Consider the following 21,684-nt stretch of genomic DNA (forward strand, 5'->3'; position numbering starts at 1 on the left):
AAAAGGCCTGTCGTAAGACTGGCCTTTTTTCGTTAAAGGGGGACGATGCCGAGATTACTCGTCGAACTCTTCCCAGCCGCCCATTTCCCTCCAGCGATTGACGATGCCGCAGAACAGCTCGGCAGTCTTTTCTGTGTCATAGCGCGCAGAGTGTGCTTCGCGTCCATCGAAGTCGATGCCGGCTGCCTGGCAAGCCTTTGCGAGAACGGTCTGGCCGTAGGCGAGGCCGGCCAGCGTTGCGGTGTCGAAGCTGGAGAACGGGTGAAACGGATTACGCTTGATGTCGCAACGGGCGATCGCCGCGTTTAGAAAACCGAGATCGAAGCTGCTGTTGTGACCGACCAGAATGGCGCGTTTGCAGCCGGCTGACTTCACCGCTTTGCGCACGCTGCGGATGATCTCGTTCATCGCCTGCGATTCGGGGACCGCCATGCGCAGTGGGTGGTCGAGCTTGATGCCGGTGAACTCCAGCGCGGCAGCCTCGATATTGGCGCCGGCGAAAGGCTCGACACGGAAGAAGAGGGTGTCCTGCGGGTAAAGCAGACCTTGCTCATCTATGCCGATGGTTACGGCGGCGATTTCCAGCAGCGCGTCTGTGGCGCAGTTGAATCCACCGCACTCCACGTCAACAACGACTGGGAGGAAGCCGCGAAAGCGTCTCGCCATCGGCGAGCGCGGCTTGCCAGGTTGGTTGCCTTCCAACTCGTCATCAAACTGATCGTCGCTCATGCGCCCGCCTCCAGCCGCCAATGCAGGGTTTCGCCTGCACGCAAGGGCACGACGTTGTGCTCGCCGAACGGCAGGTTGGCCGGCACGCTCCAAGACTCGCGGATAAGGGTGATGGTATCGGTGTTGCGCGGCAGGCCATAGAAATCGGCGCCGAAGTGGCTGGCAAAGGCTTCCAGACGATTCAGTGCGCCGCGCTGCTCAAAGGCCTCGGCATACAGCTCGATCGCAGCGAACGCTGTGTAGCAACCGGCGCAACCGCAGGCGTTTTCCTTGGCATGCTGGGCATGCGGCGCCGAGTCGGTGCCGAGAAAGAACTTCGGATTGCCGCTGGTAGCCGCATCGAGCAGCGCTTCCTGGTGAACGTTGCGCTTGAGAATGGGCAAGCAGAAAAAGTGAGGGCGGATGCCGCCGACCAGCATGTGGTTGCGGTTATAGAGCAAGTGGTGAGCCGTGATGGTTGCCCCGACATTGCTGCTGGCAGCCTCGACGAACTGCACGGCGTCGCGCGTCGTGATGTGCTCGAACACCACCTTGAGACTGGGGAAGCGCTCGGTGACGCGGCTGAGCTGCTCATCGATGAAGTATTTTTCGCGATCGAAGATATCAATTTCCGAACGCGTCACTTCGCCATGGACCAATAATGGTAAGCCAACCTCGGCCATGGTCTCGAGCACCGCGAAGATGTTGTCGATTCGGGTGACGCCGGATGCCGAATTGGTCGTGGCCCCGGCCGGATAGAGCTTGGCAGCGAACACGTAGCCACTGGCTTTGGCGGTGCGCACATCTTCGGGCTGCGTGCCGTCAGTGAGGTAGAGCACCATCAGTGGCTCAAAGGCGCTGCCAGCCGGGCGGGCTGCAAGAATGCGTTGGCGATAGCTGTCCGCCTCTGCTGCATTGCGAACCGGTGGTACAAGGTTCGGCATGATGATCGCTCGTGCGAACTGGCGTGCGGCGTCCGCCACGGTGTGCGGCAGCGCTGCGCCGTCGCGCAGATGAATATGCCAATCGTCGGGGCGCAGTAATGTCAGTCGGTCGGACATGCAGGGTTCCAGGCGGGTAAAACGTGCGGGAATGCTACCGGAAACGCGGAAAAAAATCGCCGCAGGCGGGACGTTGCGGCGAAACAGATGATCAAGCGATGGCGCGACGTGGGCCGCGGCGGGTTCAAGTTTTAAGGGCAGGTACCGATACCCCGGTTGAATGTCGTTCACCGTGGAGCACCTACGTGCGCTTGCGCCTTCTAGTGATTGCCTGTCTGTTGGCTTCCCCAGCCAATGCCCTTACGTTCCAGACTCGTCTGGAGCGTGCGCAGTGGCAGGTCGAAGGTGATCAGTTCGAATGCCGATTAACGCAGCCGGTCGCAGGCTTTGGAGCGGGTGAGTTCGTGCGACGAGCGGGCGAGGAGCCTACTTTTCGCTTGCAGTCGCCGGATCGCTGGCTGGGCAATGGTTCCGCCACGCTGCTTGCAGCCGCCGCACCCTGGCAGCCGAGCCGTGGCGATATCAATCTCGGCTTGGTTTCCGTGGCAGGCGGCGATATTCCGTTCAACAGCACCTACCTGCAAGCCGGTCGCCTGTTGAGTGGTCTTCTCGAAGGCCGCAGCCCGGTGGTGCGTCACCGGACCCGGCTTGGCGGTGATACGCTGGAAGTGCGGCTGTTGCCAGTGCGCTTCGGCAAAGCCTACGAGGACTTTCGCAGCTGTTCGGCCAATTTGTTGCCGGTCAACTTCGAGCAGATTCGCACGTCGCAGGTTGGATTCCCCGCCGGTGACGTCGCGCTCGACGCATTGGGCCAGGCCAAGCTCGATATCATTCTGCAGTTTCTCAAGGCAGATCCCAGCGTTAACCGCGTTCAGCTCGATGGCCACTCCGATAACAGCGGAAACCGGCTGACCAATCGCGACCTGTCCCGTCGCCGGGCGCTGGCGGTCGAAGCGTATCTGATCGGCAATGGCGTTCCTAAGGAACAGATTACGCTGCGCTTTCACGGTGAACGCTACCCCATCGTTCCCAACAACAGCGAGGCTAACCGGGCCAAGAACCGGCGAGTAACGCTGCGTCTGGAGCGCGGCCCGGCGACGACCACCGCGGCAGCGGAGGGCGGTACACCGTCGTCCTGAAGGCGAGCGGCGCTTACGCCCCTGTAAAACAAACGTCGCGACCAGTAGAATCCCCGCTTTCCTTACAATCCCGGGAGTGGATGGCAATGGCCGACGTAAAGAAGGTAGTCCTGGCGTATTCCGGTGGCCTGGACACCTCGGTGATCCTCAAATGGCTGCAAGACACCTATAACTGCGAAGTGGTGACCTTTACCGCCGACCTCGGTCAGGGCGAGGAAGTCGAGCCCGCCCGCGCCAAGGCCAAGGCCATGGGCGTCAAGGAAATCTACATCGACGATTTGCGCGAAGAATTCGTCCGCGATTTCGTCTTCCCGATGTTTCGCGCCAACACCGTTTACGAAGGCGAGTACCTGTTGGGTACGTCCATCGCCCGTCCGCTGATCGCCAAGCGTCTGATCGAGATTGCCAACGAGACCGGCGCCGATGCCATTTCCCACGGCGCCACCGGCAAGGGCAACGACCAGGTGCGTTTCGAACTGGGCGCCTATGCGCTCAAGCCGGGCGTCAAGGTCATCGCGCCGTGGCGCGAATGGGATTTGCTGTCGCGCGAGAAGCTGATGGATTATGCCGCCAGCCACGAGATCCCGATCGAGCGTCACGGCAAGAAGAAGTCGCCGTACTCGATGGACGCCAACCTGCTGCACATCTCCTATGAAGGCGGCGTGCTGGAAGATACCTGGACCGAGCACGAAGAAGACATGTGGCGTTGGACCCGTTCGCCTGAGACGGCGCCGGATACGCCGACCTACATCGAGCTGACCTACCGCAAGGGCGACATCGTTGCCATCGACGGCAAGGACATGACCCCGGCCGAAGTGCTGGCCTATCTGAACAAGGTTGGTGGCGAGAACGGCATCGGCCGCTTGGACATCGTCGAGAACCGCTACGTCGGCATGAAGTCGCGCGGCTGCTACGAGACCCCGGGCGGCACCATCATGCTCAAGGGCCACCGCGCCATCGAGTCGATCACCCTAGACCGTGAAGTGGCCCACCTGAAAGACGAGCTGATGCCCAAGTACGCCAGCCTGATCTACAACGGCTACTGGTGGAGCCCTGAGCGCAGCATGCTCCAGCAGATGATCGACGCTTCGCAGGTCAATGTGAACGGTGTTGTACGTCTAAAGCTCTATAAGGGCAACGTCATCGTCACCGGCCGTAAATCGGACGACTCGCTGTTCGACGCCAACATTGCGACCTTTGAAGATGATGCGGGCGCCTATGATCAGGCCGATGCGGGTGGCTTCATCAAGCTCAATGCGCTACGTATGCGCATCGCCGCGAACAAGGGCCGGACGCAGTTCTAATCGAAACTGCTACGCAGCCTGACCATGACCCCGGCCACGAGCCGGGGTTATGCTTTATGAACCGCTGATCAGGAGAGATACCCATGAGACTGCTGCATACCATGCTGCGAGTCGGCGATATGGAGCGATCCATCGCCTTCTATACCGAAGTGCTGGGCATGACGCTGTTGCGTCGCAAGGACTACCCGGAAGGCAAGTTCACCCTGGCGTTTGTTGGATATGGCGATGAAGCGCATAACAGCGTGTTGGAGCTGACCCACAACTGGGACGTCGAGCAGTACGACCTGGGCAGCGGCTACGGTCATATCGCGCTCGAGGTCGAGGATGTGTACAAGGCCTGCGACGACATCCGCAGTCGTGGCGGCAAGATCACTCGCGAGCCGGGGCCAATGAAACATGGCACCAGCATCCTGGCATTCATTGAAGACCCGGATGGCTATAAGGTCGAATTGCTGTCGCCCTCGCGAGGCGACTGACCTGTATGCAAAAAGCCCCGGTCACGGGGCTTTCTTTTAAAGGTCGAAGTCGAACTCGTTGAGTTGCTTCTGCAAACGGCGCTCCTCGAGCAGATTGTCGATGATCCGACGCTTGGTCAGATTGGTCTTCGCAACCTCCGCCGGAGCCTCGGTTGTATCGTCGTCGTCCTCGGCGACGAAGTCGTCTTCAATCTGGATATCTTCTTTCTCGGACACTTGTCTTACTCCACGGCTAAGGCGCGCTGATGGCGCACCTTATAGCGGCAAATGTGACGGCCGTAAAAAAGATTTTTTCAATCGAGCGATAGGCTTTCTGCTTGGCCGCTCAATCGTCAGAGGTCTTGTGCTTGTATTCGCAGAGATCTTCGATACGGCAGCTGCCACATTGCGGCCTCCGCGCCTTGCAGACGTAGCGCCCGTGCAGGATCAACCAGTGATGCGCGTCGAGGAGGTAATCCTTCGGCACGAATTTGACCAGCTTGCGCTCGACCTCAAGCACGTTCTTGCCAGGGGCAATGTTGGTGCGGTTGGCGACGCGAAAAATGTGCGTGTCGACCGCCATGGTGAACTGGCGAAACGCGGTATTGAGCACCACGTTAGCCGTTTTGCGGCCGACGCCCGGTAGTGCCTCAAGGGCCTCGCGGTTATCAGGTACCTGGCTTTGATGGTGTTCGATCAGCATGCGGCAGGTCTCAAGAACGTTCTTGGCTTTGCTCGGGTAAAGCCCAATGGTCTTGATGTAGCTGCATAGGCCGTCATAGCCGAGCGCGTAGATGGCTTCGGGCGTATTGGCGACCGGGTAGAGCTTGGCCGTTGCCTTGTTGACGCCGACGTCCGTGGCCTGCGCCGAGAGAATCACGGCTATCAACAGCTCGAACGGCGTGCTGTAGGCCAGTTCGGTCTTCGGCTCCGGGTTGTCCTCGTGGAACCGGCGGAAGATTTCCAGGCGTTTGGCCGCGTTCATTATCGCGCTCCATCCCGCATCATTCGATCACCCCGGTGACACGAACGCGCCGGCTCTGCACCGGTGCCTCTGACTGCGTCGCCTTGGCGCGCTCAGCGAGGTGCTCGTCGATACGGTTCTTCAGGGCGATCAGCAGGCCGAGCACGATGAAGGCGCCGGGTGGCAGGATGGCCAAAAGGAAGCCCTTGTAGTCGCTGAACAGTGTCAGCTGCCAGTCGCTGGCAATCGGGCCGAACAGCAGATGCATGTTGGCGAACACCGCACCGGTGCCAACCAGCTCGCGCACGCCACCCAGCACCACCAGGACCAGGGCGAACCCGAGCCCCATGAGCAAGCCGTCAAAGCCCGCGATCAGCGGGTTATGCTTGGCGGCAAAACCGTCGGCACGGCCGAGGATGACGCAGTTTGTCGTGATCAGCGGGATGAAAATGCCGAGTATCTGATACAGCTCATAGGTATAGGCCTGCATGAGCAGCTCGATACAGGTCGTCAGCGCCGCGATGATCATCACGAACGCGGGCAGGCGCACCGCAGTATTGACCACGCCCCGTACCAGCGACACGCCGACGTTCGAGCAGATCAGCACCAGGGCTGTGGCGAGCCCGAGTCCCAGCGCATTGACCGCCGAGTTACTCACGCCGAGCAGTGGGCACAGGCCGAGTAGCTGGACCAGTGCCGGATTGTTTTTCCACAGGCCGTTGACGCTCAGTTCGCGATAGCTTGGATTGCTCATTGGGTTCGGCCTTTCTGCTCGGCTTGCGGATCGTTGGTCTGCAACGTGTCGCGGGTCGTAGCGGCGCCGGCCCGCGAATGGGTAGTGACCTCGTCCGGCTCGACCTCATTTTCCAGCGCAGTTTCAGCTGCTATTGGCGCCCTATCGGCAGCGAGCAGCTCCTGCTTGTGGGCTGCAAAGTACTGCAGAGCCCGATGCACAGCGCCCACTACGGCACGCGGTGTAATGGTGGCTCCGGCAAACTGGTCGAACTCGCCACGATCCTTCTTGACGGCCCAGCCGGAGGGCTCCGGATCGCTCAGCGAGCGGTTTTCGAAGCTGCGTATCCAGGAGCTCTTGGCCAGCTCGATCTTGTCGCCCAGGCCGGGGGTTTCCCGGTGTGCGACCACGCGCACGCCGGCGACTCGCCCGTCTGCCTGCACGCCTACCAGCAGCTGGATCGCGCCGCTGTATCCGTCGGGTGCAATGGCTTGCAAGATCACCGCGCTTGGCTGGCTGTTCTTCATCGCGACATAGGCCGGCATGGGCTGGCGAGTGCCGAGCAGCGGATCCTGCACCAGAACGCTGCTGTCGAGCAGCTGATTGTCATAGCTGTCTTTCGGGAGGATTTCGTTAAGGGCCCGTAGTTGTGCGGCACGCTCCGAGGCTTGAATCCGTTCCGCCGTGAACTGCTGGAGCAGGGTCACGCCGCCAACGGTGAAAATCGCAAACAGGCCGAGCACCAGGCTGTTCTTGAGCATCGAGCGGCTGAGTTCAGGGATGATCATGTCATTCGCCCAGCTTGAAGCCGCGCTCGGCCTTGCGATGGCCGTAGGTGCGCGGACGGGTGTAATAGTCGATGGTAGGGGCTGACAGGTTCATCAGCAGCACGGCGAATGCCACAGCATCGGGATAGCCGCCCCAGGCACGGATGACATAGACGAGAATGCCGACGCCAACACCAAAAATAAGCCGGCCCTGGTTGCTGGTGGCGCTGCTCACCGGGTCCGTAACGATGAAGAAGGCACCGAGCATGGTGGCGCCGCTGAGCAGGTGAAACAGCGGTGAACCATGACTATCAGAGCCTGAACCGTTCCAGAACAACAAACTCATGACGACCAACGCGGCAAGCATGCCAACCGGCGCATGCCAGCTGAACAGGCGCTTGTGCAGGAGGAACAGGCCGCCAGCCAGAAACGCCAGGTTCACGACCTCCGAACCAATCCCGCCGAAGTGACCGAATGCTGGGTTGGCCCAGAGCTCGTCCACGGTCAGGCTCTTGTTGACCTTGAGAACATCGAGCGCGGTGGCCTGTGTCCAGCCATCGGGTAGCGAGGCGATGCCAAGGATGTGCTGCAGTCCGGCACTCAGGCCGACCGTGTGGGGCACAGGCCAGGTGGTCATTTCCACCGGAAAGGACACGAGCACCACCACGTAGCCAATCATGGCGGGATTGAAGGGGTTCTGCCCCAGTCCTCCATAGAGCTGCTTGCCGAGCACGATGGCGCTGCCAGTTGCGATCAATGTCAGCCACCAGGGCGAATAGGGTGGCAACGCCAGTGCTAGCAGGACCGCCGTGACCAATGCACTGCCGTCGCGCAGGAAGAACTGCACCGGGCGTTGCCTTAGCCTCAGGATCAGCGCCTCACAACCAAGGGCGACAGCACTGGTCCAGAGCAGGTTGATCAGAGTGCCGGCGCCGTACAGCCAGGTCAGGGCGATTACGCCGGGCAAGGTTGCCGCCAGCACCAGCAACATGACTCGCTGGGTGCGGTTGTTTCCCTTGGTGTGCGGTGAGGTGATGCGGGGCAGGGCCATTGGCTCTCCGGTGAATACTTGGAAGGGAGGGTGAGACCTGTCGGTCACCTCAAACCCTGTAGCAGTGCCGACGGCGCTGCTTTTGACGATTAGGTATGTTCCTGAAGTTTGCGCTCGGCATCGCTCAAACGTGCCTGGGCGCGTTCGATGGCCGCTGGGTCGCCGTTGTCGTCACGCTCCAGCTTGCGCAGATCGGCGCGTGCAAACGCAACTTCGGTCTTGAGTGTCCGGGTCTGCTCATCTATGGGCTGCTTGTCGGTGCGCACCAGGCCTGGCGCCGGCTTGCCGGATTGCGCCTCAGCGTCATGAAGCGCCTGCTCGGCACTCGCAAGAGCATCGCGCAGCTTGCTCAGCTGTGCCTCTTCGGCACCGGCTTTTTCGGCTTTCTTAAGCTCGGCGCGTTTCATCGCCAGTTCGATCTTGGCCTTCTTGAGTGCCTCGTCGTCCTGTGTCTTGGCGGCAGGTTTGTTTTCCCTCGGCGTTGCTCGCGCGAGTTCAGCCTGGGAGAGTTGCGACCGCAAGCGGCTCAACTCGGCTTCCTGGTCAACGTCTCTGGTTTCGAGCTTCTCCAGCTTGCGCACTTGAGCGCGCAGCATTGCGGCTTCGATCTTGGCTTTCTTTGCTGCGTCGTCATTGGCGGGGTTGGCTGGCGTCGCAGGGGTAGTGTCCTGCAGCGTAGCCAGTGTTTTCTCCGCTTCGGTCAGCTGGGCCAGGAGGCGGCTCAACTCGGCGTCCTGGTCGGCATCGCGGGCGTCGAGCTTCTCCAGCTTGCGAACCTGAGCACGCAGCATCGCGGCTTCGATTTTGGCTTTTTTGGCAGCCTCATCGTTGGCCGGCGGTGCTGCGGGGGATGCCTCAGCAGGGCCAGCGGCTTCGTCCAGTGCTTTCTGCGCGCTGGCAGACGCGGTGCGCAATTCGGCAACCTGGGCTTCCAGTTCGGGCGTTGCGTGGATAGCGAGCTGCTTTTCAGCTTTTTTCAGCGCGACCTGCGCCATGCTGGCTTCGATCTTGAGCTTCTTCTGCTGCTCGGACAGGCCCGCCTTTTGCGCCTGGACGCGCGCGACGGGGTCATCCTGATTCGGTATGGAGCTGGCCTCGGCCTGTGCTGCCTTGGCCTTTGCGGCGCGTTCGGCGCGGGCCTTGCGGTCCGCCTCTTTCTGCTCTTCGGCACGGCGCAAGCGCTCCTGGCGCAGCTCGAAGCGCTGCTTGGAGTGTTCGGCTTTCTGTTGCTTCTGCTCCAGTTCGCGGATTTCGCCTTTTGCGGCGCGGTAGTACTGCACCAGCGGAATACTCGACGGGCAGACGTAGGCGCAGGCGCCACACTCGATGCAGTCGAATAGATTGTAAGCCTTGAGCTGCTCGTGCTCCTGGCCCAGCGCGAAGAAGTGCAGTTGTTGCGGTAGCAGGCTTGCCGGGCACGCTTCTGCGCACTCGCCGCAGCGAATGCATGGCAATGCTGGTGGTGGCGGAGGCAGTTCTGTAAGCGTGCTGGCGAGCAGGCAGTTGGTGGTCTTGATCAGTGGCACGTCCATCGACGGCAGGGTATAGCCCATCATCGGTCCGCCCATGATCAACCGATTGAGCCGGGCAGCGTCTAGACCGGCGAAGGCCAGCAGGTCAGCCACTGGCGTGCCGATCAACGCCTCGACGTTCATGGGGCGTGCCAAGGCTTCGCCGGTCAATGTTGTAATACGCGAGATTAGCGGTTTGCCCAGCAGTACGGCGTCATGAATGGCGACGCATGTACCGACGTTCTGGCACAGCATTCCGATGTCGGCCGGCAGGCCGCCGCTGGGGACCTCTTCGCCGGTCAGAATCTGTATCAGCTGCTTTTCGCCGCCCGAGGGGTACTTGGTAGGAAACACCTTGACCATGAATCTACGGTCGCCCACGGCCGTGCGGACGGCTTCAATCGCCTCTGGTTTGTTGTCCTCGATGCCGATCAGGACCTGCTCCGGTTGGATCAGGTGAGCAAGTATCTCGATTCCGGCGACAAGCTCGTTAGCCTTCTCGCGCATCAACCTATCGTCGGCCGTGATATAGGGCTCACATTCGGTGCCGTTGATGATCAGCGCACGGATTTCCCGGCTGGGCGGGCCGTTCAGCTTGACGGCCGTCGGGAAGCCAGCGCCCCCGAGCCCGCTGATGCCTGCCTGACGGATCTGTTCCAACAGCTGATCGGGCTGCACAGCTCGGTAATGCGGTTGCGGCTGCAGTTCGATCCATTCGTCCTGGCCATCGCTGTCGATCACGATCGCAGCGCTGAGCATCCCAGACACGTGAGGGTAGGGCTGGGGGCCGATGAAGCTGACCGTTCCGGACGTCGGTGCATGGACCGGCGCACTGACAAAGCCAGCGGCTTCGGCGATCTTCTGTCCCTTGAGGACACGCTCACCCAGCGTAACGCAAGGCTCAGCGGGCGCACCGAGATGTTGGACCAGCGGAACAACCAGACGAGCCGGGAGGGGCGGCCGCTGGATCGGCGTGCGGTTGGAAAGCTCCTTGCACTCCGGTGGGTGTATGCCGCCATGAATATCCCAGACGTTCAATGAGGTCATGCGGCCTGCTCCCGGTCGCTGGCGATCAACTGGCCTGGCATCAGCGGTTGGTCCCACTTCCAGCTCTGCAGATTGCTGCCGAGTTCAATCATGTCGATACAGTCCACCGGGCACGGCTCGACGCAGAGGTCGCAGCCGGTGCACTCGGAAACGATGACGGTGTGCATCTGCTTGGCGGCGCCGACAATGGCGTCCACAGGGCAGGCCTGGATGCATTTGGTGCAGCCGATGCATTCCGCTTCGCGCACATAGGCGACGCGTGGCGGAACCTCGCCCTCGACGGCGTCCAGCGGCTCAGGCTCGACATCGAGCAGGTCGGCCAATGCCTGGATGGTCGACTCGCCACCTGGTGGGCATTTGTTGATCTTGTCGCCGCCAGCGATGGCCTCGGCGTAAGGCTTGCAACCGGGATAGCCGCACTGGCCGCATTGGGTTTGCGGCAGCAATGCGTTGATTTGTTCGGCAATCGGGTCGCCTTCGACGCGGAAGCGCACTGCGGCGAAGCCGAGAATGGCGCCGCAAACCAGGCACAGCCCGAGGAGCGCAAGCACAGCGATCATCACCACGCTCATAGCTTGATCAACCCACTGAAGCCCATGAACGCCAGCGACATCAGCCCTGCCGTGACCATACCGATGGCGGCGCCCTGGAAGGACCGGGGTACGTCGGCAATGGCGATACGCTCACGCATGGCCGCAAACAATACCAATACCAGCGAAAAACCCAGGCCAGCGGCAAAGCCGTTTGCCGTAGCGGTCAGAAAGGTGAACTCGGATTTGTTGGCATTCAGCAGCGCGACGCCCAGCACAATGCAGTTGGTCGTGATCAGCGGCAAAAATATGCCCAGCACGCGGTACAGCAGGGGGCTGGTCTTATTCACCACCATCTCGGTGAACTGCACCACCACCGCAATCACCAGAATGAAACTGATGGTGCGAAGAAATTCCAGATCCAGCGGTTTGAGGACATACTGCTGAACGATGTAACTGCACATCGCCGCCAGTGTCAGGACAAAGGTTGTGGCCAGCGAAAGGCCAATGGCTGTTTCGATTTTCTTCGAAACACCCATGAACGGGCATAGACCGAGAAATTGCACCAGGACGAAATTGTTGACCAGGATGGCGCTAACCATGATCAGGGCGAGTTCGGTCATCGCGGATTCCTGTGACGCTCTGCATGAGCCGAGGCTAAAAGGCGCTTATTATCGGGAAGCGACAGCGGCCGTACAAGGCCGCGGCGTGATGACGGCCTTGGCTCACCTCTCGTTCGTGACATATATCGAAATGCACCACCTGTCACTTTGAAAGTCAGTCAGCCATTTGTTGTGGTCTGATCAGGGGAGGCCGCAACCCTCAGGTGGAGCGGTTCGTGGAGGTGCTTAATGAAGATGCCAATAGCGGTGTTGCTGCTGGGACTGGGGTTCGGAAGCCAGGTATGTGCCGACTCTCGAAGCGGGGTGTGGGTCTATCAACCAGATGGCGGCAGTTATCGCGTCGAAAGCCGCGCATACCAGTACGATCCGCGCAGCCCGTACCCGCAACACAGGCAGTATCCACAGAACCTGCCGCCCCGTTATCAGGGACAACTTCCGCCGCAATATTACGATCGGCACCGCGGATCAGATCGGCATCGCTGGGACTATGAGCGACGGCGTGAAGGTCGCCAACCGCAGCGGTGGAAAGATGAACGTAGATCGAGTTTTGATCGCCCTTCGCGCTGGGAACGTGATCATTCGAGAAATTTTCGCCGCCCACCCCTGGTTCGTGATGGGCGCGATTATCGAATACATCACCGGCGCGATTTCGACGGTCACCACTATCGTCGCTGAAACACTCGGACCATCGTTTCCCAGCGATCACCCGGCGCGGTCGCTGTAAAGTCGCGCCGGGCGATCGCTGCCTGTTTGCCTCTGCTGTCGTTGGCTAGCAGCGTATGTTCCTGGCTCAGCGGTTTCTCCAGCGAGGATCGCGTTTTTCCAGAAACGCATTGACCCCTTCCAGGGTGTCGTCCGCTTCGAACAGATTGACGAAGGCTTCACGCTCGGCAGCGGCAAGATTCGCCGGGCCGTGACGATGCATCGAGTCGATCAGGGGTTTGATGGCACGCACAGCAACTGGGCTTTGACGCGCTACGCGAGAAGCCAACAGAAGTGCGTGTCCACGCGCCTCGCCCGGTTCCACTACCTGCTCCACCAGGCCGATACGCAGAGCCGTGTCCGCGGTGACCCGTTCACCGCAGAGGATCATTCGTTTCGCCCAGCCTTCACCGACCAGCCAGGCCAGTGCCTGCGTACCGCCAGCGCAGGGCAGCAGGCCCACCGAGGCTTCCGGTAGCCCCAGCTGAGCCTGTTGCTCAGCGATGCGGATGTCGCATGCCAATGCGCATTCCAGGCCTCCGCCAAGCGCGAAGCCGTTGATCGCGGCGATGGATACCCCGCGAAACTGGCGAAGGGCCTCAAAGGCTTCGCCGAAGCGCCTCGCCATTTCACGCGCGCGGGTGCGGTCGCCATCAGCGAAGAGTTTGAGCTCGGCGCCAGCGCTGAAGAATTTTTCACCCTGGCCGGTGATCACCAGTGCATAGACTTCATCGTCATGGTTCAGGTGCTCGACGACTTGCTTGAGACCAATCAGGGACTCGCGGTCCCAGGTGTTGGCGGGAGGATGGTTGATGGTGATCAGCGCGGTATGGCCATGCTTTTCCACGGTCAACTTGTGGGTCAGATCAAAAAAACCCGACTTGTAGGGTTCGACTGCAGTGGTGCTCATGGTGACGGTCATCCTCATCGGTATCGAATGCCTGCGACTCGCCTGGATCAGATGCCTGAGCAGGCCAGCTGTTACAGGTCAGACGTTGGCAAAGGTGCTTGGCCCAAGTCTAGTTGTATTCGTTTCGATCTGGCGAGGTGCTGTGCGGCGGGGGTAAAGGCGGGCGTGGGAGAGGTTGAGCAATGCTGGACGGCGCAACACGAGAGACCAGTGCGATGGGCTTTGGAGCGGCCTGGTCGACCAGCGCCGCTCCTTTTGCGTCTGGTTGGTTACTGGAGTGCGAGCGCCTGGCCGCCAGCGCGGCGCTCGGTCTGCCATTCGGCGAGCGAAGGCGCCGCCTGCTCTCCGGTGAGGCGGTGGACGATCTCGAAGTAGTCCTGCTTGAAGCGGTCCTTGAGCACCTGCTCCCGGGGCTTGACCTTCACCGCGTATACCGTCTGCACGTTCTGGTGATCGAATGAGCGCCACTGCTGTTCGCCCTTGAGCAAACTGTAACGGTGGCCTTCGAGCGCTGCGATGACTCGCTCGCTGTCGAGGCTGTGGGCGCGAGTCGCTGCATCGGCCCACTGATAGACGATGCTGTAGGCCGAGGCGGCCGAACTGGATGGGTGGGTCTGGTAGCGCTCATCGTAGTTGTGAACGAACTGCTTTCCGGTCTCGGAGCCTTCCAGTTCCGGTACGCGCCAAGTCCAGGGTTCGGTACCTAGAACACCGCGCATGATGTCCGGACCGGCTGTTTCAACCATGCTCAGCGTCAGGTTGGGTACTGCGACCTGCATCCTCTTGTTCAGGCCGAGTTCGTCGGCGATCCGCATGGCGCGCACCAGGTCTTCGCCGAACAGGACCAATACCAAAACCTCGGCATCGCTACTGGCAACCTGAGTCAGGGCCTGGCGATAATCAGAGAGGCGGGCACCGGGAAACGCCGTCTTGATGCCTGGGTGCTGGCTGCTGTTCTCGGTGCCGGTGGCCTGGCGTAGCGAGCTTTCGCTGGTATGGCCCCATGTGTAATCGGAGGTGATGTAAAAGTAGCGTTTGTTGGGGAGATGCTTGTTCAAATACTGCCCCAGCACCTGTGCACTCATCCAGGCGTTGTTGCATTCGCGAAACATATAGCGATGCGCATCTTTTCCGGTCGTGTCATTGGAATAGGTCAGCGTGCCGAAATAGAGCAGACCACGCTCCTTGGCGCGCTTGCCAGCGGCGATGGCGACCGCGCTCGACGCACCGCCGAACAGCATGACAGCACCCTCGTCTGCCAGCTTGTCCACGTTGGCTACAGCTTTCGCCGGTCTTGATGCGGAATTGCGGCTGGATAGCTGGAGCGGCCTACCCAGCACGCCACCTCTGGCGTTGATTTCATCGATTGCCAGCAATGCCCCGCGCATTTGCGATAGGCCTTCTTCTTTGTAGCTGCCGGTGCGAGGGTAGTTGAGGCCGAGGGTAATCGGATCGGCAGCTTCAACTGCCAGACAGAACCCCAGCCCGAGCGCAAGGAGCGTAGCCCGTTTCATTACAGATTCCTTGTTATATTTTTTATTGGCGAGAGGCATTTTTACTGTGTGCTGCGTCTATTCGTCACGCACTCATTGGTCGTAAGGCGCCGGTCTTTCGCTTGGCTGTGAGGTAGCCGACATTTTCTGAAGGTAATTGTCGGTGTGGGTGCGCTCGGGTCGCGCATTGACTCTGTCGAATCCTTTCCTTAGGGTTCGGCGCCTCGGCAAGCCAGGACAACGTCATGAATCAAGGTGAGCGCGTCAAACTCGAAACCAGCTGGAAAGCAGCTCTGCACGAAGAGTTCGAGCGGCCTTACATGAAACAGCTGGGAGAATTTCTTCGACGCGAGAAAGCGGCTGGAAAGGTGATCTATCCGCCGGGGCCCTTGATTTTTCATGCCTTGGATTCAACCCCGCTAGAGCAGGTTCGAGTCGTGATTCTGGGGCAGGACCCCTATCACGGCGCCGGCCAGGCGCACGGGTTGTGTTTTTCGGTGCAGCCAGGCGTGGCGCCGCCGCCATCACTGCAGAACATCTTCAAAGAACTCAAACGCGACCTGAATCTGGACGTACCCAGTCACGGCTATCTGCAGCATTGGGCGGATCAAGGCGTGTTGATGCTCAACACCTCATTGACGGTAGAGCAGGGAATGGCCGGATCGCACGCCAAGATGGGCTGGCAGCGCCTGACCGATCGGATCATCGAGGTGATAAGCGAAAGGCGTTCGGACGTGGTGTTCCTGCTATGGGGCGCGCATGCCCAGAGCAAAGCGAAGCTGATTGATCCGACCCGCCATCTGCTACTGAAGTCGGTTCATCCTTCGCCCCTTTCTGCGCATCGCGGATTCATCGGCAACGGTCACTTCAGCCGAGCCAATCAATTTCTGAAGCAGCGGGGTCTGGAGCCGATCGACTGGAAGTTGCCGGAGTCGGCTTAAACCGAGCCGCCAGGCGGCGCCCAGACCCGGTTCGAACTATTGCTGGTTGCCGTGCTTCGACGCCAGTTCCTGAGCCTCGTTCAAATGCTGCTCTAGGGTGTTTAAAGTCGATTCGGCGTATTTTTTGAGCTCGGCGTTTTCACCGTTTTTAGCGTATTCGCGAAAAAGCTCAATGGTCTGCTCGTGGGCTACGACTTGATTGTTCGCATAAGCCTCATCGAAATTTTCGCCCTCACGCAGTTCAAGGATCATGGCTTTAGCCTGATCCATCAACGTCGCATCGTCGGACATCTCTAGGTCGTCATGCTGGCGGGCCAGCTCGGCGAGCTTCTGGTTTGCCTTGGTGTGATCGTCGATCATTTTCTGGGCAAACGCTTTGACATCTTGGGAATTGCTTTCGCTCATGGCCAGCTTGGCTGCTTCGATCTCCGCTATGCCTTTAGCCGACGCTTCGTCTACGAAGTTTTCGCCTTCTGCGGCGAGCGCAAAATTTGCGGCCACGCTGAACAGCAGCGCCGCGGTGCCGGAAAAGAACGTCCTGGTCGTGTGGTTCATCGCTAGTCTCCTTCAACCTGACAAGCTCGTTGCACCGGAGCGTTAGCCCTGAGGTGCGAGGCAAGATGCGGCAAGAGCGCCGTCTATTTAGTGACTAGAGGCCGAGGTAGCGGTTCATTGCGTCAGGCGAGCGGTCGGTCGAGAGCCAGATTTGGAAGGCTACGGAATAGAGCGGGGCGCTGGGAGGCGCCCGCCCGGGCGTTTACTGAAGCATGCTCATTGCTGCGTCCATCGCAGCGGATAGATCTTCGTCTTCTTGTAGCAAGGTGCGGGGATCAAGGCCGAGTTGGGCGAATGCCGGAATCCGATTCCAGTCGAGTTGGGTATAGGGGTGCGACGTGCCGATATAGCTCTGCAACGTCGCCACCTGAACGATGTCGACGTAATCCACCTTTGCTGATACACGGGAAAAATCAAGGTACTGGCCGGGGACCGTGGCGATCGGATCGGGAAACTCCCAGGCACGAAGGATCTTTTCCCCGATAATCGGATGGATGCGATCAATGACGTGGTTGAGGCTGATCGAATCGCTGAGCAGCGCGCTGTGCTCTTCCGCGTAGGTCAGAATCGGCAGGACTCCGATCTGATGAACCAGACCCGCGAGCGTCGCTTGGTCCGCCGGCAGGCGCGTGAAGTTGCGGCAAAGCACATGACTGATAGCGGCAATCTCGGTGCTCTTGTTCCAGACCTCACGCATCTTGCGATCCACCACGTCGGTAGTCGCTTGGAACATCTGTTCCATGGCCAGGCCGGTCGCCAGGTTTGACGTGTAGTTGATGCCCAGGCGGCTGATTGCCATCTGCAGGTCGTTTATTTCCCTGTTGGTACGCAGCAGCGGGCTGTTGACCACCTTGATGATGCGTGCCGTGAGGGCGGTATCATTGCCGATCACCTTGGCCAGCGTCGGAATACTTACGTCCGGATCCTCTGCGGCTTCTCGCACCCGCAGCGCGACTTCCGGAAGCGTCGGCAGGACCAGTTCGTCATTTTCGATTGCCTGTGTGAGTGCCTGCTGGACCTTGTCGGCAAGAGTGCTCATGTCTTTCCTTACTTATAATTCGGCGTGGAGTGTGGCTGGCAATGGCTAGCGCTGGATCTCGCGGTCCGCGTCTAGGGTGTAGGGCAACGGGAGCAGAGTCAGCGGAGGGCCGTCGGGGGAGCCGAGGAACAGTCGACCATCAGCCGCCGCATCTTCCTGCAGTACGGCCAACAGCTCCAGAGCGCCCTCGGCGCCTGCTGCCATGACGACTTCGCCGACGCTTGAGCCATGCACGGGGGAGTAGATTTCAAGCCCGGCGGCCGGTACCGGTGTATCGATGTTCTGCGCAGCAAGGCGATGCAGGCGGCGCTTCAACTTACCCAGGTATTGCATACGCGCGACAATTTCCTGGCCGGTGTAACAGCCCTTTTTGAAGCTGACGCCGCCCAGCGCTTGCAGGTTGATCATCTGCGGGATGAACAGCTCGCGGGTTGCGGCTACCACCTGGCCAATGCCGGCGCGAATCTGTGCCAGCAGCCAGCGATCAGTTGACGCCTCGGGGAGCTGGGCCGTCAATCGAAGCTGGGTGGTCTCGGCGTCCTTCGAGCGGCTCCAGAGCTCGGCGCGGCCATCGCTAAGGCGCACGGCGATCAGTCCGTGCGCGGCGGCCACGGCGTCGGCCGTCTGAGGAAGATCCAGGCCAAGGCTGACAAGAGCACCGTCACCTCCGCTGAGCCCGAATCGAACCCATTGTCCACTCTCGTCATGCAGTTTGGACTTTGAGAACGCAGCGAACTTGGTCAGGTCGGCGAGTTGTGGCTGGACCAATTCGCGATCCATCGCCAGCAGATAGCCGTCGCCTTCCGGCAGGATGCGGAAGCTGGACTGCATTCGTCCCTTGGGTGTGCAGCGCGCACCGAGGCTCGAATGCTGGTCATCAAGGTAATTGAGGTTGCAGGTCAGTTGGCCCTGCAGAAACTTGCTCGCATCCGCGCCGCGTACGGCCAGGACGCCTTCGTGCGACAAAACGCAAAAGAAAGCAGTGTCAGTCATGACGAGTCGCCGTGGAAAATCCGGATCGGCATCATAGCAGGCCATGGGCGAAATACAGTGTGCGCAAGCTGCCACTCCGTGAGCCTGCTAATGCTTGTGCCGCCCGTTCACGGCAGTCGCTATAATGCCCAGCTCAACTCAGGAGCATTTGCATGGTCGAACAATCCGAACTCAATCGTCTGTTCTGGCAGAGCCGTCGCGGCATGCTCGAGCTGGATGTACTGCTGGTGCCTTTCGTCAAGGAGGTCTATCCGCAGCTCGACGAAGAGAATCAACGTCGCTACCGCAAGTTGCTGAGCTCTGAAGACCAGGACATGTTTGGCTGGTTCATGGAGCGCGCCGTGCCTGAGGACGAAGATCTGCGCCTCATGGTTCGTATGATTCTTGATCGTGTCCAGCCAGAGTAGCCAGGCATTCGAATGCCGCTGGCGGGCTTCTGGCCCGCTGTTGGCTCTGTATCTGCTGACACTGCTGCTGGCAGTGATCACGCTGTCGTTGTTGCCGTTACCCTTGTGGCTACTGGTGTTCGGGTTGTTGCTGTGCGTGCTCCACGCTGCCTGGACGATACCGTCGCGCGTCCTGCTTTGTCGTGGTTGTTCATGGCTTGGTCTGCGTCATGATCAGCACGGTTGGTCGCTATGGAGTCGGGCGGGTGGCTGGCAGCCCGTGCAGTTACTACCTGACAGCATTGCGCTACCGCTGGTCGTGGTATTGCGATTCAAGCGGCCGGGTGACTGGTTTGCTCAGGGGCTCTGCATTCCGCACGGTGCAATGGCGCCGGAGCAACACCGGCGTTTGCGGCTCAGGTTGAAGTTCAGCCGTCGTAGGTGGGCGGCGCCAGGATAGTGTCTCTGGCTTCGGGCAGCTGTTCAGGATAGTCCAGCGTGAAATGCAGACCGCGGCTTTCCTTGCGTTGCATCGCCGAACCGATCATCAACTCAGCAACGGTTGCAAGATTCCTCAGTTCGATCAGGTCCCGTGAAACTTTGTAATTGCTATAGAACTCATCGATTTCGCCAAGCAGCAAGCGAACCCGATGCTGCGCGCGCATGAGTCGCTTGGTAGTGCGAACGATGCCTACGTAGTCCCACATGAACCGCCGCAGTTCGTCCCAATTGTGCGCGATGATGACGTCTTCGTCCGAATCGGTTACCTGAGTGGCGTCCCACGTGGGCAGGGCGTTTGGGGTGGTGACGCCGGGCAACTCGCGAAGCATGTCCTGCGCAGCGGCGCGCGCATAGACGAAACATTCCAGCAGCGAATTGCTGGCCATGCGGTTGGCGCCGTGCAAGCCGGTAAAGCTGGTTTCGCCGATTGCATAGAGCCCTGGTATGTCGGTTCTGCCTGCCTGGTCGACCAGTACGCCGCCGCAGGTATAGTGGGCTGCGGGCACCACCGGGATTGGCTCGCAAGTAATGTCGATGCCGAATTCCAAGCAGCGCTCATACACGGTTGGAAAGTGTGTTTTGATGAATTCCGTCGGTTTGTCGCTGATATCCAGATAGACGCAATCGATGCCGAGGCGCTTCATTTCATGATCGATCGCGCGGGCCACGATGTCACGGGGCGCCAGTTCCGCACGCGAATCGAAGCGTGGCATGAAGCGTTCACCGTTGGGCAGCTTCAGCAGGGCGCCCTCGCCACGCAACGCCTCGGTAATCAAAAAGCTTTTGGCTTTTGGGTGGTACAGGCAGGTTGGATGAAACTGATTGAACTCCAGATTGCCCACTCTGCATCCGGCGCGCCACGCCATGGCGATGCCGTCGCCGCACGCTCCGTCGGGGTTACTGGTATACAGGTACACCTTTGCGGCGCCACCCGTCGCCAGTATGGTGAATTTTGCCTGGAAGGTATCCACCTCTCCGTTAGTTCGATCCAGCACGTAAGCGCCAAGGCAACGCTTGCCGCTCAAGCCCAACTTGCGTTCGGTAATCAGGTCTACAGCAACGCGTTGTTGCAGTAGATCAATGTTTTCCCGGTCATGAGCGCGGGCGAGCAGGGTATTGAAAATAGCGGCGCCGGTTGCGTCTGCGGCATGAATGATGCGCCTGTGGCTATGTCCACCCTCGCGCGTCAGGTGATATTCGAAGCCGTCCTCTTCGCGCTGGGTGTCATCCCGAGTGAAAGGGACGCCCTGTTCGATCAGCCATTGGATGGCTTCGCGGCTGTGTTCGACGGTAAAACGTACGGCTTCTTCCTTGCACAGCCCGCCGCCGGCAACGAGGGTGTCGGCAACGTGGGATTCAATTGTGTCGGTAGTGTCCAGCACTGCGGCCACACCGCCTTGAGCCCAATACGTGGAGCCATTAGCCAGATCGCCCTTGCTCAGTACTGCAACCCGGAGTGAGGACGGCAGGTTGAGCGCCAGGGTCAGGCCGGCTGCCCCGCTGCCTATGACAAGAACGTCGTATTGATAATGTCGGCTCATTTCGAATCTCACATTGAGGCGAACGCTAGTATATAGCCGCGTCCACCTGCAAAATAGCGGGCCTTGTTCGACTTGGCTGGATGCTTTGGAACTTTTCTTGCAGGCTAGTCTCTATAGAAAGTTGTGGTTGAAACCCGGCTGGCCATCGTGCGGTGGGCGGCGAGGTTTTGCTGTGGATATCAGGGTGGCGCCATCGGAACGGTTCGTTTTGAGGCGTAGCTCGCCAATGTGGTCAGGTGTGTTGCAGGAATGCTTGCTTGGAGGGGGAGAACTTTTGTGTAAAGCCCGGGTCTATTCTGGCAGGTCAGCTTGTAGGCGAGCACAGCACCCCTACCGGGTCATGGAGGAGTGTTTATGCTAACCCAGGAGCAGGACCAGCAACTGGTCGAGCGAGTGCAGCGGGGAGACAAACGGGCTTTCGATTTGTTGGTATTGAAATACCAGCACAAGATTCTCGGATTGATTGTGCGCTTTGTGCATGATTCTCACGAAGCCCAGGATGTTGCGCAAGAAGCCTTTATTAAGGCCTATCGAGCGCTAGCGAATTTTCGCGGAGACAGTGCTTTTTATACATGGCTGTACCGCATCGCGATTAATACAGCGAAGAATCACCTGGTGGCGCGAGGAAGACGGCCACCCGACAGCGATGTCAGCTCAGAGGATGCCGAATTCTATGAGGGAGATCACGCCCTTAAGGATGGTCTGAAAAAGACTTCCCGAATCTGGTGAAATACGCCGATCCCGTTGCCCGAGTTTCCCGATGAAGCAAATGACCTTCGCCGACGCCGAG

General features: G+C 59.8%; 23 protein-coding genes and 1 pseudogene. 8 read left to right on the forward strand and 16 right to left on the reverse strand.

Annotated features, from left to right (window positions below; all coding sequences use genetic code 11):
* Positions 1–54: 54 nt before the first annotated feature.
* Together rnt and pyrC are read right to left on the reverse strand one after the other, a co-directional pair.
* Complete coding sequence (gene rnt / locus BUE09_RS13395) at positions 55–729, reverse strand: ribonuclease T (protein WP_073301410.1); 675 nt, start codon at positions 727–729, stop codon at positions 55–57.
* Positions 726–1,769 (reverse strand): dihydroorotase, encoded by a 1,044-nt coding sequence (gene pyrC, locus BUE09_RS13400; RefSeq protein WP_073301411.1) that lies wholly within the window; start codon positions 1,767–1,769, stop codon positions 726–728. The genes rnt and pyrC overlap by 4 nt, the downstream gene beginning before the upstream one ends.
* Before the next feature lie 185 nt (positions 1,770–1,954).
* On the opposite strand from pyrC, the gene BUE09_RS13405 reads away from it, so the two are divergent.
* From BUE09_RS13405 to gloA, 3 genes are all read left to right on the forward strand, one after another.
* Positions 1,955–2,848: a flagellar protein MotY gene (locus BUE09_RS13405; RefSeq protein WP_073301412.1), complete on the forward strand. Its 894-nt coding sequence runs from the start codon at positions 1,955–1,957 to the stop codon at positions 2,846–2,848.
* A gap of 86 nt (positions 2,849–2,934) precedes the next feature.
* The gene (locus tag BUE09_RS13410; protein WP_073301413.1) at positions 2,935–4,152 is read left to right on the forward strand and encodes an argininosuccinate synthase; all 1,218 of its coding nucleotides are present in this window, start codon (positions 2,935–2,937) and stop codon (positions 4,150–4,152) included.
* 83 nt (positions 4,153–4,235) lie between these two features.
* Positions 4,236–4,628, forward strand: coding sequence for a lactoylglutathione lyase (gene gloA / locus BUE09_RS13415; RefSeq protein ID WP_073301414.1), 393 nt, complete (start codon positions 4,236–4,238; stop codon positions 4,626–4,628).
* A gap of 36 nt (positions 4,629–4,664) precedes the next feature.
* Here gloA and BUE09_RS13420 read toward each other — a convergent pair whose 3' ends face one another.
* The 8 genes from BUE09_RS13420 to rsxA form a co-directional block, all read right to left on the reverse strand.
* Entirely contained in the window at positions 4,665–4,844 is a 180-nt protein-coding gene (locus BUE09_RS13420; protein WP_019342216.1) for a PA3496 family putative envelope integrity protein, read from the reverse strand.
* A 109-nt stretch (positions 4,845–4,953) separates the two neighbouring features.
* Positions 4,954–5,592, reverse strand: a complete 639-nt coding sequence (gene nth, locus BUE09_RS13425) for an endonuclease III (protein WP_073301415.1) — start codon at positions 5,590–5,592, stop codon at positions 4,954–4,956.
* A 19-nt stretch (positions 5,593–5,611) separates the two neighbouring features.
* On the reverse strand, positions 5,612–6,325 hold the full coding sequence (locus BUE09_RS13430; RefSeq protein WP_073301416.1) for an electron transport complex subunit E: 714 nt from the start codon (positions 6,323–6,325) through the stop codon (positions 5,612–5,614).
* Positions 6,322–7,092 (reverse strand): electron transport complex subunit RsxG, encoded by a 771-nt coding sequence (rsxG, locus tag BUE09_RS13435; protein ID WP_073301417.1) that lies wholly within the window; start codon positions 7,090–7,092, stop codon positions 6,322–6,324. Before rsxG ends, BUE09_RS13430 begins: the two co-directional genes overlap by 4 nt.
* A gap of 1 nt (position 7,093) precedes the next feature.
* Entirely contained in the window at positions 7,094–8,122 is a 1,029-nt protein-coding gene (locus BUE09_RS13440) for an RnfABCDGE type electron transport complex subunit D (protein WP_073301418.1), read from the reverse strand.
* A gap of 89 nt (positions 8,123–8,211) precedes the next feature.
* Positions 8,212–10,680 carry an electron transport complex subunit RsxC gene (gene rsxC, locus BUE09_RS13445; RefSeq protein WP_073301419.1) on the reverse strand — a complete coding sequence of 823 codons (2,469 nt, stop codon included), beginning with the start codon at positions 10,678–10,680 and terminating at the stop codon, positions 8,212–8,214.
* Positions 10,677–11,252, reverse strand: coding sequence for an electron transport complex subunit RsxB (rsxB, locus tag BUE09_RS13450; protein ID WP_073301420.1), 576 nt, complete (start codon positions 11,250–11,252; stop codon positions 10,677–10,679). The genes rsxC and rsxB overlap by 4 nt, the downstream gene beginning before the upstream one ends.
* A complete protein-coding gene (rsxA, locus tag BUE09_RS13455; protein ID WP_019342223.1) occupies positions 11,249–11,833 on the reverse strand; it encodes an electron transport complex subunit RsxA in 585 nt (194 codons plus the stop codon). Before rsxA ends, rsxB begins: the two co-directional genes overlap by 4 nt.
* A gap of 283 nt (positions 11,834–12,116) precedes the next feature.
* Between rsxA and BUE09_RS13460 the strand changes: the two genes are divergently transcribed.
* Positions 12,117–12,557, forward strand: a complete 441-nt coding sequence (locus BUE09_RS13460) for a hypothetical protein (RefSeq protein WP_156889442.1) — start codon at positions 12,117–12,119, stop codon at positions 12,555–12,557.
* 66 nt (positions 12,558–12,623) lie between these two features.
* Here the strand turns inward: BUE09_RS13460 and BUE09_RS13465 are convergent, their stop codons facing one another.
* Complete coding sequence (locus tag BUE09_RS13465; protein WP_256370970.1) at positions 12,624–13,457, reverse strand: enoyl-CoA hydratase; 834 nt, start codon at positions 13,455–13,457, stop codon at positions 12,624–12,626.
* A gap of 257 nt (positions 13,458–13,714) precedes the next feature.
* The gene (locus tag BUE09_RS13470) at positions 13,715–14,959 is read right to left on the reverse strand and encodes an ABC transporter substrate-binding protein (RefSeq protein ID WP_073301422.1); all 1,245 of its coding nucleotides are present in this window, start codon (positions 14,957–14,959) and stop codon (positions 13,715–13,717) included.
* Between the two features lie 224 nt (positions 14,960–15,183).
* Between BUE09_RS13470 and ung the strand changes: the two genes are divergently transcribed.
* A complete protein-coding gene (gene ung / locus BUE09_RS13475; RefSeq protein WP_073301423.1) occupies positions 15,184–15,879 on the forward strand; it encodes a uracil-DNA glycosylase in 696 nt (231 codons plus the stop codon).
* A gap of 36 nt (positions 15,880–15,915) precedes the next feature.
* Here ung and BUE09_RS13480 read toward each other — a convergent pair whose 3' ends face one another.
* The 3 genes from BUE09_RS13480 to ygfZ all read right to left on the reverse strand — a co-directional run bounded on the left by BUE09_RS13480 (position 15,916) and on the right by ygfZ (position 18,466).
* Positions 15,916–16,434 (reverse strand): DUF4142 domain-containing protein, encoded by a 519-nt coding sequence (locus tag BUE09_RS13480; RefSeq protein WP_073301424.1) that lies wholly within the window; start codon positions 16,432–16,434, stop codon positions 15,916–15,918.
* 202 nt (positions 16,435–16,636) lie between these two features.
* Positions 16,637–17,473 (reverse strand): HDOD domain-containing protein, encoded by an 837-nt coding sequence (locus BUE09_RS13485; protein WP_073301425.1) that lies wholly within the window; start codon positions 17,471–17,473, stop codon positions 16,637–16,639.
* A gap of 45 nt (positions 17,474–17,518) precedes the next feature.
* Positions 17,519–18,466, reverse strand: a complete 948-nt coding sequence (gene ygfZ, locus BUE09_RS13490) for a CAF17-like 4Fe-4S cluster assembly/insertion protein YgfZ (protein WP_073301456.1) — start codon at positions 18,464–18,466, stop codon at positions 17,519–17,521.
* 152 nt (positions 18,467–18,618) lie between these two features.
* On the opposite strand from ygfZ, the gene BUE09_RS13495 reads away from it, so the two are divergent.
* Both BUE09_RS13495 and BUE09_RS13500 read left to right on the forward strand, forming a co-directional pair.
* Complete coding sequence (locus BUE09_RS13495; protein WP_073301426.1) at positions 18,619–18,873, forward strand: FAD assembly factor SdhE; 255 nt, start codon at positions 18,619–18,621, stop codon at positions 18,871–18,873.
* Positions 18,857–19,312, forward strand: a complete 456-nt coding sequence (locus tag BUE09_RS13500; RefSeq protein WP_073301427.1) for a protein YgfX — start codon at positions 18,857–18,859, stop codon at positions 19,310–19,312. The genes BUE09_RS13495 and BUE09_RS13500 overlap by 17 nt, the downstream gene beginning before the upstream one ends.
* On the opposite strand, the gene nadB is transcribed toward BUE09_RS13500, so the two are convergent.
* A complete protein-coding gene (nadB, locus tag BUE09_RS13505; RefSeq protein WP_073301428.1) occupies positions 19,281–20,894 on the reverse strand; it encodes an L-aspartate oxidase in 1,614 nt (537 codons plus the stop codon). The genes BUE09_RS13500 and nadB overlap by 32 nt on opposite strands.
* Positions 20,895–21,248: 354 nt before the next feature.
* Between nadB and rpoE the strand changes: the two are divergent.
* Positions 21,249–21,593 (forward strand): annotated as a pseudogene (gene rpoE, locus BUE09_RS13510) (RNA polymerase sigma factor RpoE/AlgU); the annotation flags it as partial.
* Between the last annotated feature and the right edge of the window lie 91 nt (positions 21,594–21,684).

This window comes from Stutzerimonas xanthomarina DSM 18231 (assembly GCF_900129835.1).
GTDB lineage: Bacteria > Pseudomonadota > Gammaproteobacteria > Pseudomonadales > Pseudomonadaceae > Stutzerimonas > Stutzerimonas xanthomarina.

Excerpts from the sequence above, each read along its gene's own strand:
- rnt (WP_073301410.1), bottom strand. The coding sequence starts at position 729 with ATGAGCGACGATCAGTTTGATGACGAGTTGGAAGGCAACCAACCTGGC.
- pyrC (WP_073301411.1), bottom strand. The coding sequence starts at position 1,769 with ATGTCCGACCGACTGACATTACTGCGCCCCGACGATTGGCATATTCAT.
- BUE09_RS13410 (WP_073301413.1), top strand. The coding sequence starts at position 2,935 with ATGGCCGACGTAAAGAAGGTAGTCCTGGCGTATTCCGGTGGCCTGGAC.
- gloA (WP_073301414.1), top strand. The coding sequence starts at position 4,236 with ATGAGACTGCTGCATACCATGCTGCGAGTCGGCGATATGGAGCGATCC.
- nth (WP_073301415.1), bottom strand. The coding sequence starts at position 5,592 with ATGAACGCGGCCAAACGCCTGGAAATCTTCCGCCGGTTCCACGAGGAC.
- BUE09_RS13430 (WP_073301416.1), bottom strand. The coding sequence starts at position 6,325 with ATGAGCAATCCAAGCTATCGCGAACTGAGCGTCAACGGCCTGTGGAAA.
- rsxG (WP_073301417.1), bottom strand. The coding sequence starts at position 7,092 with ATGATCATCCCTGAACTCAGCCGCTCGATGCTCAAGAACAGCCTGGTG.
- BUE09_RS13440 (WP_073301418.1), bottom strand. The coding sequence starts at position 8,122 with ATGGCCCTGCCCCGCATCACCTCACCGCACACCAAGGGAAACAACCGC.
- rsxC (WP_073301419.1), bottom strand. The coding sequence starts at position 10,680 with ATGACCTCATTGAACGTCTGGGATATTCATGGCGGCATACACCCACCG.
- rsxB (WP_073301420.1), bottom strand. The coding sequence starts at position 11,252 with ATGAGCGTGGTGATGATCGCTGTGCTTGCGCTCCTCGGGCTGTGCCTG.
- rsxA (WP_019342223.1), bottom strand. The coding sequence starts at position 11,833 with ATGACCGAACTCGCCCTGATCATGGTTAGCGCCATCCTGGTCAACAAT.
- BUE09_RS13465 (WP_256370970.1), bottom strand. The coding sequence starts at position 13,457 with ATGACCGTCACCATGAGCACCACTGCAGTCGAACCCTACAAGTCGGGT.
- BUE09_RS13470 (WP_073301422.1), bottom strand. The coding sequence starts at position 14,959 with ATGAAACGGGCTACGCTCCTTGCGCTCGGGCTGGGGTTCTGTCTGGCA.
- ung (WP_073301423.1), top strand. The coding sequence starts at position 15,184 with ATGAATCAAGGTGAGCGCGTCAAACTCGAAACCAGCTGGAAAGCAGCT.
- BUE09_RS13480 (WP_073301424.1), bottom strand. The coding sequence starts at position 16,434 with ATGAACCACACGACCAGGACGTTCTTTTCCGGCACCGCGGCGCTGCTG.
- BUE09_RS13485 (WP_073301425.1), bottom strand. The coding sequence starts at position 17,473 with ATGAGCACTCTTGCCGACAAGGTCCAGCAGGCACTCACACAGGCAATC.
- ygfZ (WP_073301456.1), bottom strand. The coding sequence starts at position 18,466 with ATGACTGACACTGCTTTCTTTTGCGTTTTGTCGCACGAAGGCGTCCTG.
- BUE09_RS13495 (WP_073301426.1), top strand. The coding sequence starts at position 18,619 with ATGGTCGAACAATCCGAACTCAATCGTCTGTTCTGGCAGAGCCGTCGC.
- nadB (WP_073301428.1), bottom strand. The coding sequence starts at position 20,894 with ATGAGCCGACATTATCAATACGACGTTCTTGTCATAGGCAGCGGGGCA.